The 14327-nt window shown below is 51.3% G+C and carries 14 protein-coding genes and 1 other annotated feature; of the genes, 8 read left to right on the top strand and 6 right to left on the bottom strand.

The window, feature by feature from the left end; genetic code table 11:
* Window positions 1–29: 29 nt before the first annotated feature.
* Together trmD and rplS are read left to right on the top strand one after the other, a co-directional pair.
* On the top strand, window positions 30–797 hold the full coding sequence (trmD, locus tag ACLJRU_RS11010) for a tRNA (guanosine(37)-N1)-methyltransferase TrmD (protein WP_000469813.1): 768 nt from the start codon (window positions 30–32) through the stop codon (window positions 795–797).
* Between the two features lie 40 nt (window positions 798–837).
* Window positions 838–1185, top strand: a complete 348-nt coding sequence (gene rplS, locus ACLJRU_RS11005) for a 50S ribosomal protein L19 (protein ID WP_000065257.1) — start codon at window positions 838–840, stop codon at window positions 1183–1185.
* A 156-nt stretch (window positions 1186–1341) separates the two neighbouring features.
* Here rplS and dgcN read toward each other — a convergent pair whose 3' ends face one another.
* Together dgcN and ACLJRU_RS10995 are read right to left on the bottom strand one after the other, a co-directional pair.
* On the bottom strand, window positions 1342–2562 hold the full coding sequence (dgcN, locus tag ACLJRU_RS11000; protein WP_001030985.1) for a diguanylate cyclase DgcN: 1221 nt from the start codon (window positions 2560–2562) through the stop codon (window positions 1342–1344).
* Complete coding sequence (locus ACLJRU_RS10995; protein WP_001212379.1) at window positions 2555–3073, bottom strand: YfiR family protein; 519 nt, start codon at window positions 3071–3073, stop codon at window positions 2555–2557. Before ACLJRU_RS10995 ends, dgcN begins: the two co-directional genes overlap by 8 nt.
* A 439-nt stretch (window positions 3074–3512) precedes the next feature.
* Here ACLJRU_RS10995 and aroF point away from each other — a divergent pair, with 439 nt between their 5' ends.
* From aroF to ACLJRU_RS10980, 3 genes are read left to right on the top strand one after another with little or no spacing between them, the layout of a single operon-like run.
* Window positions 3513–4583: a 3-deoxy-7-phosphoheptulonate synthase AroF gene (gene aroF / locus ACLJRU_RS10990; RefSeq protein ID WP_023235175.1), complete on the top strand. Its 1071-nt coding sequence runs from the start codon at window positions 3513–3515 to the stop codon at window positions 4581–4583.
* Window positions 4584–4592: 9 nt separating this feature from the next.
* Complete coding sequence (gene tyrA / locus ACLJRU_RS10985; RefSeq protein ID WP_000225190.1) at window positions 4593–5714, top strand: bifunctional chorismate mutase/prephenate dehydrogenase; 1122 nt, start codon at window positions 4593–4595, stop codon at window positions 5712–5714.
* A gap of 57 nt (window positions 5715–5771) precedes the next feature.
* Window positions 5772–6680, top strand: coding sequence for an SMP-30/gluconolactonase/LRE family protein (locus ACLJRU_RS10980; RefSeq protein ID WP_001540705.1), 909 nt, complete (start codon window positions 5772–5774; stop codon window positions 6678–6680).
* Here ACLJRU_RS10980 and pheA read toward each other — a convergent pair.
* From pheA to bamD, 4 genes are all read right to left on the bottom strand, one after another.
* On the bottom strand, window positions 6641–7801 hold the full coding sequence (gene pheA / locus ACLJRU_RS10975) for a bifunctional chorismate mutase/prephenate dehydratase (RefSeq protein WP_000200080.1): 1161 nt from the start codon (window positions 7799–7801) through the stop codon (window positions 6641–6643). The two genes, ACLJRU_RS10980 and pheA, sit on opposite strands and share 40 nt — an antisense overlap.
* Window positions 7802–7823: 22 nt before the next feature.
* Window positions 7824–7949 (bottom strand) — a sequence feature (Phe leader region).
* Window positions 7901–7948 (bottom strand): pheA operon leader peptide PheL, encoded by a 48-nt coding sequence (gene pheL, locus ACLJRU_RS10970; protein ID WP_010989056.1) that lies wholly within the window; start codon window positions 7946–7948, stop codon window positions 7901–7903. It overlaps the preceding feature by 48 nt.
* Before the next feature lie 102 nt (window positions 7950–8051).
* Entirely contained in the window at window positions 8052–8390 is a 339-nt protein-coding gene (gene raiA, locus ACLJRU_RS10965; protein WP_000178449.1) for a ribosome-associated translation inhibitor RaiA, read from the bottom strand.
* 271 nt (window positions 8391–8661) lie between these two features.
* A complete protein-coding gene (bamD, locus tag ACLJRU_RS10960; RefSeq protein ID WP_023235173.1) occupies window positions 8662–9399 on the bottom strand; it encodes an outer membrane protein assembly factor BamD in 738 nt (245 codons plus the stop codon).
* Window positions 9400–9530: 131 nt separating this feature from the next.
* Between bamD and rluD the strand changes: the two genes are divergently transcribed.
* From rluD to clpB, 3 genes are all read left to right on the top strand, one after another.
* Window positions 9531–10511: a 23S rRNA pseudouridine(1911/1915/1917) synthase RluD gene (gene rluD / locus ACLJRU_RS10955; protein ID WP_000079130.1), complete on the top strand. Its 981-nt coding sequence runs from the start codon at window positions 9531–9533 to the stop codon at window positions 10509–10511.
* Window positions 10508–11239, top strand: a complete 732-nt coding sequence (gene yfiH / locus ACLJRU_RS10950) for a purine nucleoside phosphorylase YfiH (RefSeq protein ID WP_000992640.1) — start codon at window positions 10508–10510, stop codon at window positions 11237–11239. The genes rluD and yfiH overlap by 4 nt, the downstream gene beginning before the upstream one ends.
* 129 nt (window positions 11240–11368) lie before the next feature.
* A complete protein-coding gene (gene clpB / locus ACLJRU_RS10945; RefSeq protein WP_001235092.1) occupies window positions 11369–13942 on the top strand; it encodes an ATP-dependent chaperone ClpB in 2574 nt (857 codons plus the stop codon).
* The last annotated feature ends 385 nt before the right edge of the window (window positions 13943–14327 follow it).

Genomic DNA, 14327 nt, shown 5'->3' with positions numbered 1-14327 from the left:
GTAATAAATGGCGTTATGGGGATTGGCTTGTGTTTATTGGCATCGTTAGCCTGTTTCCTGAAATGTTCCGCGCAATTACCGATTACGGGGTAACTGGCCGGGCAGTAAAAAATGGCCTGCTGAACATCCAAAGCTGGAGTCCTCGCGACTTCACGCATGACCGGCACCGTACCGTGGACGATCGTCCTTACGGCGGCGGACCAGGGATGTTAATGATGGTGCAACCCTTGCGGGACGCCATTCACGCAGCAAAAGCCGCGGCAGGTGAAGGCGCTAAAGTGATTTATCTGTCGCCTCAGGGACGCAAGCTTGATCAAGCGGGCGTTAGCGAGCTGGCCACGAATCAGAAGCTTATTCTGGTGTGTGGTCGCTACGAAGGCGTAGATGAGCGCGTAATTCAGACCGAAATTGACGAAGAATGGTCAATTGGCGATTACGTTCTCAGCGGTGGCGAACTACCGGCAATGACGCTGATTGACTCCGTCGCCCGGTTTATACCGGGAGTTCTGGGGCATGAAGCATCAGCAATCGAAGATTCGTTTGCTGATGGGTTGCTGGATTGTCCGCACTATACGCGCCCTGAAGTGTTAGAGGGGATGGAAGTACCGCCAGTATTGCTGTCGGGAAACCATGCTGAGATACGTCGCTGGCGTTTGAAACAGTCGCTGGGCCGAACCTGGCTTAGAAGACCTGAACTTCTGGAAAACCTGGCTCTGACTGAAGAGCAAGCAAGGTTGCTGGCGGAGTTCAAAACAGAACACGCACAACAGCAGCATAAACATGATGGGATGGCATAGGCCCCCGAATATCAGTTTACCCAGGATAAGAGATTAAATTATGAGCAACATTATTAAGCAACTTGAACAAGAGCAGATGAAGCAGAACGTACCTTCCTTCCGTCCGGGCGATACCGTGGAGGTGAAAGTATGGGTTGTTGAAGGTACCAAGAAACGTCTGCAGGCATTCGAGGGCGTGGTTATCGCTATTCGTAACCGCGGTCTGCACTCTGCATTCACTGTTCGTAAAATTTCCAACGGCGAAGGCGTTGAGCGTGTCTTCCAGACTCACTCTCCGGTAGTTGACAGCATTGCTGTTAAACGTCGTGGTGCTGTTCGTAAAGCTAAACTGTACTACCTGCGTGAGCGTACTGGTAAAGCGGCTCGTATCAAAGAGCGTCTTAACTAAGAACGCGCTTTCGCAACATCCGAAAGCTTGTAGAAAAGAAGGGGTTGGCATTACGCTGGCCCCTTTTTTATGGGTTTGCTCCACGCCATAGACGGTTGCATGATTAGGCTGGGTCTGTGGTCTCAACGCTGAGTCAGAAACGGCCAGGCCCGTTCCTTAGTTTAGCGAGCGTTCCGCACGCCGGTGTTTAGCCTGATACATATTTCGATCGGCCAGTTCTTGTAGTTTTTCGGCAGTGGCATGTTCCCATGTCAGCGCAAAGCCAATACTCAGGGTCATCGTTATTCGCTGGCCGTTATGCAGTTCAAAAGGTCGATTAAACGCCTGGGATAGCGCTGCGCAAATACGTTGTACTTCATATTCCGAATGTACATCGTAAAGCACCATCGCAAATTCATCGCCGCCGAGTCGGTAAGTCTGATAACGGCTACCACCGAATTCCGCTAATCTTTTGGCAACCTCTATAAGTACGCGGTCGCCTGCCGCATGTCCCCAGGTATCATTAATATATTTAAAGTTATCGCCATCCAGAAATAACAATGCCGAACTGCTACGAGCGGAATTGTCCTTCATCAGCGCGTTAATACAGCTGCGAAATGCCGCGCGATTGGCAAGCCCCGTCAGCGGATCGTGCAGCGCGGTACGTAGTAACTGGGCATTTTTAGCCTGAAGCCGTAGCTGCCATTCTTCCATCTCATCCAGAAGGCTATTGAAATCCTGCGCAAACAGGTGAAATTCCGCAATACGCTCATCAGGTACCCGGCGTGAAAAATTTCGGTTAGTGCGAACGTCGTGTACAACTTCAGTAATATTTTGCAGCGCATCCACAACGCCATTGTGTAAATAACGCGTGAGCAGCAGGGCAATGCCGGATGCCAGCAGAATACATCCTGTCAGCACTGCCAGCGATAGCCAGATAAAATGACCAATAAGGCTGTCGCGGGCGACAAGCCGTACTTCGCCGATGGCCCTGCCGTTGTGCCAGACGGGTTGTGATACCGGCAATGGAAAAAGCCAGTGGCTAATTAAGCCAATGAGCTTATCGTCTGCGGCTCGCGCATCATAGCGCCATGAGGCGATAGTACGGCCATTTTTATCGCGGACCTCCGCCGCTGAAAATTGTCCCTGGCGTCCCAGTGTGGCGAGCGTTTCCGCTGCGGCCGCGTTATCGGAAAATACCAGTGCCGCTTCAAGGCTATGGGCCATTGTGGCGGCGGTCAAATCGAGATTCTTTTGCGCATACTGTTTGAGCGTAAGGACAGACGCAACGCAAATTAATAGCCAGATCAATGTCATTGTAAGCAGCACGCTGATTATACTAATCCGCCGTAGTGTGCGTTTAAATGTTGGCCTGGACAGAGAAAACTCCTTATTCATGCTTTTGATTCCGTGCAAGCATTAATACTTCTGGATTTACTCTCACCCCGCTATGCGAGAGGGAGTCCAGGTTGACGGAAAATTTGACTTCATCATTGTTAATGATCAGACAAAATGCGCTGCCAATAATACATTCGGTATTTTGCTCGGCAATTAATAACAAGGCATTAACTGGATAATGACGCGTTAACTCCACCTGATAAGCTGGCGATTCATTGCCAAAGTAAAAACCATCACAGCGGGCGCTCAGGGCTTCTTGTGTGGTACGGATGACAAGCGGTTGATAAGGGAAAGCCCAGTCAGCCTCTTCGCTAAGTACCCTGACAAAACGCGCAGATGAAAATATGCATAGCCTTGGCGGCCCGGATAACGCCGGCCAGTGTGTATAACTGACGATACCGGAGACGATGGCGCGTACGGATTTCTCTTCTTCCGTGACGCGTTGAGCATACAGAGGCAAGCTTGCTAATAATAGCGATAACAGAAGGATAAATCGGTGAGAAAAACGCATTAACAAGCCCCCACCATCTTCAGTCGTAAAGCATTAAAATACATCCGTGATTGTTTGTAGCAAAATAACATTATTTTGCCATATCGTCATTATGTCTTATTGATAATATGAATAATTTAAGTGGCGTCCCTGATATTAAATTCTTGTGATAATGGTATTAATCACCCTATATCAGAAAGTAAAAATATGTGTGCGGACAAAAAATAATCAAAAAATAGCGAGCATCGCTCATTTTACCGCTTTTCTGAGGCTGGGAATAAAATAATTCACTTGTTGTGTAAAGTTTTTGATACGAAATGAAGGGGTTTAATCGATGATTTCGCATGATGTAAAGTTTATTTTACGTAATATGGATTGAAATCTTTACTTTTTGTGGTATGGTTTAAACATCCTCGTGGAGGATCAACTATCGCAAACAAGAAAAGACAGGATCGCCATCATGCAAAAAGACGCGCTGAATAACGTACGTATCACCGATGAACAGGTATTAATGACGCCGGAGCAGCTTAAAGCGGCCTTTCCGTTGAGCCTGGTGCAGGAAGCGCAGATAGCGCAGTCCCGGGGAATCATTTCTGACATTATTGCCGGGCGCGATCCGCGTCTGTTGGTGGTATGCGGTCCTTGTTCTATTCACGATCCTGAAACCGCTCTGGAATATGCCCGTCGATTTAAAGCCCTTGCCGAAGAGGTCAGCGATAGCCTCTATCTGGTAATGCGCGTCTATTTTGAAAAGCCGCGGACTACCGTCGGCTGGAAAGGGCTGATTAACGATCCTCACATGGATGGCTCATTTGATGTGGAAGCCGGGTTGAAAATAGCGCGTCAGCTACTGGTGGAACTGGTGAATATGGGGTTGCCATTGGCGACCGAAGCGTTGGATCCGAACAGCCCGCAATACCTGGGAGATCTGTTTAGCTGGTCGGCGATAGGCGCGCGCACAACCGAATCGCAAACCCACCGCGAAATGGCGTCTGGCCTTTCTATGCCGGTCGGCTTTAAAAACGGCACGGATGGCAGCCTGGCGACAGCGATTAACGCCATGCGCGCCGCTGCTCAACCCCATCGCTTTGTTGGCATTAACCAGGCCGGTCAGGTTGCGTTATTGCAAACCCAGGGAAATCCGCATGGCCATGTGATTCTGCGTGGCGGCAAAGCGCCAAACTATAGCCCGGCAGATGTCGCTCAGTGTGAAAAAGAGATGGAACAGGCGGGACTACGTCCTTCGCTGATGGTAGATTGCAGTCATGGTAACTCCAATAAAGATTATCGCCGCCAGCCAGCCGTTGCCGAATCTGTGGTTGCGCAGATTAAAGATGGCAATCGTTCAATCATTGGCTTAATGATTGAAAGTAATATTCATGAGGGTAATCAGTCTTCCGAACAGCCGCGCAGCGAAATGAAGTATGGCGTTTCCGTCACCGATGCTTGTATTAGCTGGGAGATGACCGATGCCCTGTTACGTGAAATTCATAAAGATTTGAGCGGCCAGCTGGCGGTGCGCGTCGCATAAGAGGTTGTTATGGTTGCTGAATTGACCGCATTACGCGATCAAATAGATGATGTCGATAAAGCGTTGTTGAATTTACTGGCTAAGCGCCTGGAACTGGTTGCCAAAGTCGGCGAGGTGAAAAGCCGTTTTGGCCTGCCTATTTACGTGCCGGAGCGTGAGGCCTCTATGCTGGCTTCACGACGGGCGGAAGCAGAAGCGATCGGTGTCCCGCCCGATCTCATTGAAGATGTCCTGCGCCGGGTAATGCGTGAATCTTACTCCAGCGAAAATGATAAGGGGTTCAAAACGCTTTGTCCTTCTCTGCGTCCGGTCGTCATTGTGGGCGGCGGCGGACAGATGGGGCGTCTGTTTGAAAAAATGCTCACGCTGTCGGGCTATCAGGTCCGTATTCTGGAACAGCAGGACTGGCCGCGCGCCAGGGACATTGTCGCCGATGCCGGAATGGTGATCGTCAGCGTGCCGATTCATGTTACTGAACAGGTCATAGCGCAACTGCCGCCCCTGCCGTCCGACTGTATTCTGGTCGATCTGGCATCGGTGAAAAGCGGTCCGTTGCAGGCAATGTTGGCGGCCCATGATGGCCCCGTGTTGGGCTTGCATCCGATGTTTGGTCCGGACAGCGGGAGCCTGGCGAAGCAGGTGGTGGTCTGGTGTGACGGGCGTCAACCGGAAGCGTATCAGTGGTTCCTTGAGCAAATCCAGGTGTGGGGCGCGCGGTTGCATCGAATTAGCGCTGTCGAGCACGATCAGAACATGGCTTTTATCCAGGCGTTGCGCCACTTTGCTACCTTCGCTTATGGGCTGCATCTGGCGGAAGAGAACGTCCAGCTTGAGCAGCTTCTGGCGCTATCATCGCCGATTTATCGACTGGAGCTGGCGATGGTCGGGCGTCTGTTCGCCCAGGACCCGCAACTGTATGCGGACATTATTATGTCGTCGGAGCGCAATCTGGCGCTTATCAAGCGTTACTATAAACGTTTTGGCGATGCGATCGGGTTACTGGAACAGGGTGATAAGCAGGCTTTTATCGACAGTTTTCGCAAAATTGAACACTGGTTTGGCGATTATGCCAGACGCTTCCAGAATGAAAGCCGTGTGTTATTGCGTCAGGCGAATGACAGCCGACCATAATGATGACATCTATACTAAAAGCCAGCTTTGCTGGCTTTTTTCGTTTAAGGAACCGTTATGACTACGCCGCACGTTTTATTTGATTATGTCGGACATCTACCAGAATGCCCCACATGGAGCGAGGATGAAAGCGCGCTGTATTGGACCGATATCCTGGAACAGGAGATCCATCGTTACCATCCGACGAGCGGGACGCATAGCGTGCTGGCGTTTCCGGAAGAGGTGGGCTGTTTTGCCTTGCGTGAGCAGGGCGGATTTATTGTGGCCATGCGTCATGCTATCTGGCTGGCCGATAAAAATGGATTATTGCAGCGTAAGGTTTGCGACAATCCCTCTAATACGAAACTGGCGCGTTTTAACGATGGCGGCACTGATGGCGATGGACGTTTTTATGCCGGAACGTTCTGGGCGCCAGGTGACTATAATGGCGCGTTGCTGATGCGGATCGATCATGACCTGACGGCAAAAGTGATCCAGTGCGATATCCAGGGACACAACGGCCTGGCGTTCAGCCCGGATAACCAGTGGATGTATACCTCCGATACGCCGAATGGCGTGATATACCGCACGTTACTTGATAAGCATGGCGAACCGGGCAAGCGTGAACTTTTTCGCCATTTTGGCGAAGGAGAAGGACTTCCCGACGGCGCGGCGATGGATAGCGAAGGGTGCTACTGGAGCGCGATGTTTGACGGCTGGCGCGTGGCGCGTTTCTCACCGCAAGGAGAGCAGCTGGAAGAGTACCGGTTGCCGGTACGTTGTCCGACGATGGTTTGCTTTGGCGGCGCAGATATGAAAACGCTGTTTATTACAACTACCAGAAAAAATATGTCTGCTCAGGAAGTGGCGGATTATCCGCTCTCCGGCGCCATCTTCACCCTGCAGGTAGCCGTCGCAGGGATGAAGAAAAGCCGTTTTATTGAACGTCAGGCAGGTTCTACCGGCACGACGTTTTCGCTGGGATAGCAGCCAAGCACTTTCATTGAGCGCGTGATCTCGCCCAGCTCTTTTAGCGCGCTTTGCATTACCTGCGACTCCAGGTTCGCCTGAATATCGAGATAAAACATCTCTTCCCACGGATTGCCGTGAATGGGGCGCGACTCCAGTTTCGTCATGATGAGATTGTGGTTACGCAGCACCAGCAGCGCTTCGACCAGCGCGCCAGCTTGCTGCCCGGTGGCGATTAACAGAGTGGTTTTTGCCGGAACCTGATCGGAAACGTTGATGGCTTTGCGCGCCAGTACCAGAAAGCGGGTGATATTCTGCGTCTGGTTTGCGGCGATGCGTTCCAGCACCTGTAAACCGTGCAACATGCCGCCTGCCTCGCTGCCGAGCGCCGCGACGCGCGGAGAGTTCGCCTGCGCGACTTTTTCCATCGCTGCCGACGTACTCTCGGTATAGTCGATTTTCCAGTGCGGATAGCGGCTCAAAAACTTACTGCACTGCTGGAACGGCTGCGGATGGCTGTACACCGTTTCGATGGTATTCAGATCCGTAGCGCCGGAAACCAGTACGCAGTGATCGATAGTGACAGTCATCTCACCGACAATCGACAGACTGGTGTGTTGCAATAAGTCGTACACATCGTTGATAGCGCCGGAGCTGGTGTTCTCTATCGGAACCACGGCGTAATCGGCCTGGCCGGTTTCGACCTGATGAAAAATATCGGTGAATTTTGCGCAACCGCTCTCAATAAATTGCTCAAAATGGCGTGCAGCATACTGGCGCGCCGCGAGATGAGAATAGGAGCCTTTCGGCCCAAGAAACGCAATACGTGCCGAATGAGGGTGAGTATTATTCAGATGTTGTTGCAGCAGCGCCTGCTGAGTAAGCACGGAGTCTTCAATGATAAGCTGGAACAGACGGGTAATGTAGTGTGCGTCGAGATGGTGGGCTTTACCGAGATGGATGAGTCTGTCCAGCAGCGCGCGTTCACGATCGATATCCCGAACCGGACGATGCGACAGTAGTTTTGCTTGTCCCACTTCAATCGCCAGCGCGCGTCGTTTTGCCAGTAAGGCCAGTAACTCTTCGTCTAAAGCGCTGATTTTATCTCGCAGCGCCAGTAATGGGTTTTCCGATGTCATAGTGTTGCCTTTTTTGTTATCAATAAAAAAGGCCTCCCGGTGGGGGAGGCCTTCTTGTTCGTCTTCGCATTCTTTATCACATGACGAAACGCCTCCCGGTCAGGGGAAGATAAAAAAGAATGCGAAGAAAAACCGGGTTAGCTTCATAACTGTTTCCTTTGTGTACGTAAGTACAGTACCCGTACTGTTTTAATCCTGTCAACAAAAAACGCGCCCGAAGGCGCGTTGGCGATACACTCAATGTAAGGGACTACTCTTCTTCTGCTTCGACGAAGCTGGCATCTTTCACCGATGCGGTGGCACGACGGGCTTCGCCTTTGTGCTGCACTTTATTGAGCTGCCGTTCCAGCTTGTTGATCAATTCATTAATAGCGGTGTACATATCTTCGTGTTTTGCGCTGGCGACCAGATGTCCGTTCGGTGTATTAATGGTGGCGTCAGCAATAAAGCCCTGTGGCTCTTTAGACAGAATGATATGAGGATTAATCAGGTGAGTTTGCCATTTTTCCAGTTTGGCGAGACGGTCTGCGACATGTTGGCGGATTGCCGGAGTAATTTCCATTTGTTTACTGGTAATGTTCATTGTCATAAATTTTACCTCTTGTCTTTCCCGTCTTGGTGATTCCAGCATACCGTTCTTAATGTCAAAATGTGTGATGTAAATCACATTATTTTGTCACTTTTTGTCAAGGCGAACTTTTTGTGAGGCATCGCAGGAAGAAGCGATCTTTTACTTGAGGAATGGCTGAAAGCAGGCCATATTTGACTGGATGCGTTGCAGTGAAATCATTTCTGTTGCATCAGATATCGAATAAAAAAACGGCAGCCGGAAGGCTGCCGTTTTGCTTGTTGGTATTGCTTCAGGTGTTTTTGCTGTTAGCGGCAATAATTTTCGCGACTTTGTCAGCCTGCGCATTCAGCTGCATCTGACGATAGGCGTTTTCCATCAGCGGCAACGCATCGCGCGTGGCCTGCGTATCAGGATAATTGCGTAGCATACCTTCTACCCGGTTTACGACCGCAACCCATGCGCCGCGCGCGGTATAGTACTCTGCGACGGAATATTCATATTTCGCCAGACGGTCTTTCAGGAATACCAGACGCTTAGTGGCGTCGGTGGTGTACTGGCTATTAGGATAGCTGCGTACCAGTTTCGAAAAGTCATTGAACGCCGCCCGCGCATGTTGCGGATCGCGATCGCTGCGATCGATGCCAAAGAAACCTTGCAGCGCGCTATCATCCAGCGCCATGTTCGTCAGGCCGCGCATGTACATGACATAGTCAATATTAGGGTGCGTTGGATTAAGACGCATAAAACGATCGATGGCGGCCTGCGCTAGCGGCAAATCGGCGTTTTTGTAATAGGCGTAGATAAGATCCAACTGCACCTGCTGAGAATACGGTCCGAATGGATAACGATTATCTAACGCTTCCAATTGCGTTATTGCCTGTTTCCAGTTACCGTCCTGCAGCTTTTGCTGAGCAGTCGCGTAGATTTCATTCGGCGGATTATCGGGCACCTCTTCCTTTGAACCCGAGCAACCCGCCAGAAACAGGCTCAACGTGGCTGCTGCCACCAGATATTTCATGTGCGTCATGACGTTTTGACTTTCCTCAAAATGTTTTACGGGAGATTCTCTGTTCCTGCTCCCGGTTAAGACCAGCTACAATAGCACACTATATTAAACGGCAAAGCCGTAAAACCCAACGTTAAACGAAGAAGCTGTATATGGCACAACGAGTACAACTCACCGCAACGGTCTCCGAAAACCAACTCGGTCAACGCTTAGATCAGGCTTTGGCCGAAATGTTCCCGGATTATTCACGTTCGCGTATAAAAGAATGGATTTTGAATCAGCGCGTGTTGGTCAATGGTCAACTTTGCGATAAGCCAAAAGAAAAAGTGTTAGGCGGCGAGCGGGTGGCTATTGATGCGGAGATCGACGAAGAGATTCGTTTTGAAGCGCAGGATATCCCGTTAGATATTGTTTATGAAGATGACGATATTCTGGTTATCAACAAACCACGCGATCTGGTGGTACATCCTGGCGCGGGTAACCCGGACGGTACGGTACTGAACGCGTTGCTACATTATTATCCGCCGATTGCGGATGTTCCGCGCGCGGGCATTGTGCATCGTCTGGATAAGGACACGACGGGGCTGATGGTGGTGGCCAAAACCGTTCCGGCGCAAACGCGCCTGGTGGAGTCTTTGCAGCTGCGCGAGATTACCCGCGAATATGAAGCGGTCGCGATCGGACATATGACGGCGGGAGGAACGGTGAATGAACCCATCAGTCGTCACCCGACCAAACGTACCCATATGTCGGTGCATCCCATGGGCAAACCGGCGGTGACCCACTACCGCATTATGGAACATTTCCGTGTGCACACGCGTCTTAGGCTGCGTCTGGAGACTGGGCGTACGCACCAGATCCGCGTGCATATGGCGCATATTACGCACCCGTTAGTGGGCGATCAGGTCTACGGTGGTCGTCCACGTCCACCGAAAGGCGCATCGGAAGAGTTTATTTCCACTCTGCGTAAGTTTGACCGCCAGGCGCTTCATGCAACGATGCTGCGTCTCTACCATCCTGTATCGGGTATCGAAATGGAGTGGCACGCGCCGATTCCACAAGATATGGTGGACCTTATCGATGCGATGCGCGCCGATTTCGAAGATCATAAAGATGATGTGGACTGGTTATGAATGCACTGATTGTCCCGCAGTGGCCGCTGCCGAAAGGCGTCGCAGCCTGTAGTTCTACCCGTATTGGCGGGGTGAGTTTACCGCCTTACGACTCGCTGAATCTGGGTGCGCATTGCGGCGATAACCCGGAGCATGTTGAAGAGAACCGCAAGCGTCTGTTTGCGGCGGGCAATCTGCCTTCGAAACCTGTCTGGCTTGAACAGGTTCACGGTAAAAATGTGTTGAGGCTTACCGGAGAACCTTATGCCTCCAAACGTGCGGATGCGTCTTACAGCAATACGCCAGGAACCGTCTGCGCGGTAATGACGGCAGACTGCCTGCCTGTGCTATTCTGTAACCGTGAGGGAACAGAAGTGGCGGCGGCTCATGCGGGCTGGCGCGGATTATGTGAAGGCGTACTGGAGGAAACTGTCACCTGCTTTGCTGACAAACCAGAAAATATCATCGCCTGGTTAGGTCCGGCGATCGGCCCGACCGCGTTTGAAGTGGGGCCGGAAGTGCGTGACGCATTTTTAGCAAAAGATGCGCAAGCCGATAGCGCATTTTTGCCGCACGGGGGAAAATTTCTGGCGGATATTTATCAGCTTGCACGCCAACGTCTGGCGAATACCGGCGTTGAACATGTCTATGGCGGGGATCGCTGCACCTTTAGCGAAAGTGAGACTTTCTTCTCTTATCGTCGCGACAAGACGACAGGTCGTATGGCAAGTTTTATTTGGCTGATATAACCTAAAGAATCAAGACGATCCGGTACGGGTAACTTTCTTTTCACATAATTCAGGTCATTCACCTTGAATAATTGAGGGATGACCTCATTTAATCTCCAGTAGCAATTTTGACCTGTTATGGGAGGAGTTATGCGTCTGGATCGTCTTACTAACAAATTCCAGCTTGCTCTTGCCGATGCCCAGTCGCTCGCGCTGGGGCACGACAACCAATTCATCGAACCTCTTCATTTAATGAGCGCCTTGCTGAACCAGGAAGGGGGATCGATACGTCCTTTATTAACCTCCGCCGGCATTAATGCTGGCCAGTTGCGCACCGCTATCGATCAGGCGCTGAGCCGTTTACCGCAGGTGGAAGGCACCGGCGGCGACGTACAGCCTTCTTCGGAACTGGTACGCGTACTGAACCTTTGCGACAAGCTGGCGCAAAAACGGGGAGACAATTTTATTTCGTCAGAGCTGTTTGTTCTGGCGGCGCTTGAGTCTCGCGGCACGTTAACCGATCTGCTGAAATCAGCCGGTGCGACCACGGCCAATATCACTCAGGCAATTGAACAGATGCGCGGAGGTGAAAGCGTGAACGATCAAGGGGCTGAAGACCAACGTCAGGCCTTGAAAAAATATACCGTCGATCTGACCGAGCGGGCTGAACAAGGCAAGCTTGACCCGGTAATTGGTCGTGATGAAGAAATTCGCCGTACCATTCAGGTACTGCAACGTCGTACCAAAAACAACCCGGTGTTAATCGGTGAGCCAGGGGTCGGTAAAACGGCAATTGTTGAAGGACTGGCGCAGCGCATTATTAACGGTGAAGTCCCTGAAGGCTTAAAAGGTCGCCGCGTACTGGCGCTGGATATGGGCGCGCTGGTGGCGGGGGCGAAATATCGCGGCGAATTTGAAGAGCGTCTGAAAGGCGTGCTGAACGATCTGGCGAAACAGGAAGGCAACGTCATCCTGTTTATTGACGAGCTGCACACGATGGTTGGCGCAGGTAAGGCTGATGGCGCAATGGACGCCGGGAATATGCTGAAACCGGCGCTGGCGCGTGGTGAACTGCACTGTGTGGGCGCCACCACGCTGGATGAATACCGTCAGTACATTGAAAAAGACGCGGCGCTGGAACGTCGTTTTCAAAAAGTGTTTGTCGCAGAACCTTCAGTGGAAGACACCATCGCTATTCTGCGTGGCCTGAAAGAACGTTACGAGCTGCACCACCATGTGCAGATCACTGACCCGGCGATTGTGGCGGCGGCAACATTATCTCACCGCTATATCGCCGACCGTCAGTTGCCGGATAAAGCTATCGACCTCATCGATGAAGCGGCATCCAGCATTCGTATGCAGATTGACTCTAAGCCGGAGGAGCTGGACAGACTCGACCGCCGCATTATTCAGCTCAAACTGGAACAGCAGGCGTTGATGAAAGAGTCTGACGAGGCGAGTAAAAAACGTCTCGATATGCTCAACGAAGAACTGGACGACAAAGAGCGCCAGTATTCTGAGCTGGAAGAAGAGTGGAAAGCGGAAAAAGCGTCGCTCTCTGGTACGCAAACTATTAAAGCGGAGCTGGAGCAGGCGAAGATTGCCATCGAGCAGGCGCGTCGCGTTGGCGACCTGGCGCGAATGTCTGAATTGCAGTACGGCAAAATTCCGGAGCTGGAAAAACAGTTGGAAGCCGCGACCCAGTCGGAAGGTAAAACCATGCGTCTGTTACGTAACAAAGTAACGGATGCGGAAATTGCCGAAGTGCTGGCGCGCTGGACCGGTATTCCGGTTGCCAGAATGCTGGAAGGCGAACGTGAAAAACTGTTGCGTATGGAACAAGAGTTACACAGCCGTGTGATCGGGCAGAATGAAGCCGTTGAAGCAGTATCGAACGCCATACGTCGTAGCCGCGCGGGGCTGTCCGATCCGAACCGTCCGATTGGTTCCTTCCTGTTCCTTGGGCCGACGGGGGTCGGTAAAACCGAACTGTGTAAAGCGCTGGCTAACTTTATGTTCGACAGCGACGACGCGATGGTGCGTATCGACATGTCTGAGTTTATGGAGAAACACTCCGTGTCTCGTTTGGTCGGGGCGCCTCCGGGATATGTCGGCTATGAAGAAGGCGGTTATTTGACGGAAGCGGTACGCCGTCGTCCTTATTCCGTCATCTTGTTGGATGAAGTAGAAAAAGCGCATCCGGATGTATTCAACATTCTGTTGCAGGTGCTGGACGACGGTCGGCTGACTGACGGGCAGGGGAGAACGGTCGACTTCCGTAATACGGTGGTCATTATGACTTCTAACCTCGGTTCCGATCTCATTCAGGAGCGCTTTGGCGAACTGGATTACGGTCGAATGAAAGAGATGGTGCTGGGTGTGGTTAGCCAAAACTTCCGTCCGGAATTTATCAACCGTATTGATGAAGTTGTGGTATTCCATCCGTTAGGTGAGCAACACATCGCTTCTATTGCTCAGATCCAGCTGCAGCGTCTGTACAAACGTCTGGAAGAACGTGGTTATGAAATCCATATCTCCGATGAGGCGCTGAAACTGTTGAGCGCCAACGGTTACGATCCGGTCTACGGGGCGCGTCCGTTAAAACGTGCTATTCAACAGCAGATCGAAAACCCACTGGCGCAGCAAATCCTGTCTGGTGAACTGGTTCCTGGCAAAGTGATTCGCCTTGAAGCCAATGATGATCGTATTGTGGCAGTGCAGTAAGTCACAAATTTGAATAAAACGGGCCCTGACGGGCTCGTTTTTGTTTAAAAACCAGGCGAAAATAGGCTTTTGGTTCAAATGTTGTTTGAAAAGTGAACGGTTGAGCTTTTTTTTGCATTTAGGTCTTGTCAGGCTCTAATAACTCCCTATAATGCGCCACCACTGACACGGAACAACGGCATACAGGCCGCCGGGTCAGAAAGGCTTCGTTAAGAAGTCTGTGAGGAAAGCGAAAATAAAGGCTTGACTCAAAAAGAGGAAAGCGTAATATACGCCACCTCGCGACGGTGAGCGAAAGCCGCGTTGCACTGCTCTTTAACAATTTATCAGACAATCTGTGTGGGCACTCGAAGATACGGATTCCTGACGTCGCAAGACGAAAAAT

This window comes from Salmonella sp. SAL00653, assembly GCF_046552515.1.
Lineage (GTDB): Bacteria > Pseudomonadota > Gammaproteobacteria > Enterobacterales > Enterobacteriaceae > Salmonella > Salmonella enterica.
The sequence above is the reverse complement of the archived record's forward strand: the minus strand, read 5'-3'. Positions and strand labels throughout refer to the sequence as shown.

What these genes read in the sequence shown, in the direction of transcription:
- rplS (WP_000065257.1), top strand. Translation starts at nt 838, where the DNA reads ATGAGCAACATTATTAAGCAACTTGAACAAGAGCAGATGAAGCAGAAC.
- dgcN (WP_001030985.1), bottom strand. Translation starts at nt 2,562, where the DNA reads ATGAATAAGGAGTTTTCTCTGTCCAGGCCAACATTTAAACGCACACTA.
- ACLJRU_RS10995 (WP_001212379.1), bottom strand. Translation starts at nt 3,073, where the DNA reads ATGCGTTTTTCTCACCGATTTATCCTTCTGTTATCGCTATTATTAGCA.
- aroF (WP_023235175.1), top strand. Translation starts at nt 3,513, where the DNA reads ATGCAAAAAGACGCGCTGAATAACGTACGTATCACCGATGAACAGGTA.
- tyrA (WP_000225190.1), top strand. Translation starts at nt 4,593, where the DNA reads ATGGTTGCTGAATTGACCGCATTACGCGATCAAATAGATGATGTCGAT.
- ACLJRU_RS10980 (WP_001540705.1), top strand. Translation starts at nt 5,772, where the DNA reads ATGACTACGCCGCACGTTTTATTTGATTATGTCGGACATCTACCAGAA.
- pheA (WP_000200080.1), bottom strand. Translation starts at nt 7,801, where the DNA reads ATGACATCGGAAAACCCATTACTGGCGCTGCGAGATAAAATCAGCGCT.
- raiA (WP_000178449.1), bottom strand. Translation starts at nt 8,390, where the DNA reads ATGACAATGAACATTACCAGTAAACAAATGGAAATTACTCCGGCAATC.
- bamD (WP_023235173.1), bottom strand. Translation starts at nt 9,399, where the DNA reads ATGACGCACATGAAATATCTGGTGGCAGCAGCCACGTTGAGCCTGTTT.
- rluD (WP_000079130.1), top strand. Translation starts at nt 9,531, where the DNA reads ATGGCACAACGAGTACAACTCACCGCAACGGTCTCCGAAAACCAACTC.
- yfiH (WP_000992640.1), top strand. Translation starts at nt 10,508, where the DNA reads ATGAATGCACTGATTGTCCCGCAGTGGCCGCTGCCGAAAGGCGTCGCA.
- clpB (WP_001235092.1), top strand. Translation starts at nt 11,369, where the DNA reads ATGCGTCTGGATCGTCTTACTAACAAATTCCAGCTTGCTCTTGCCGAT.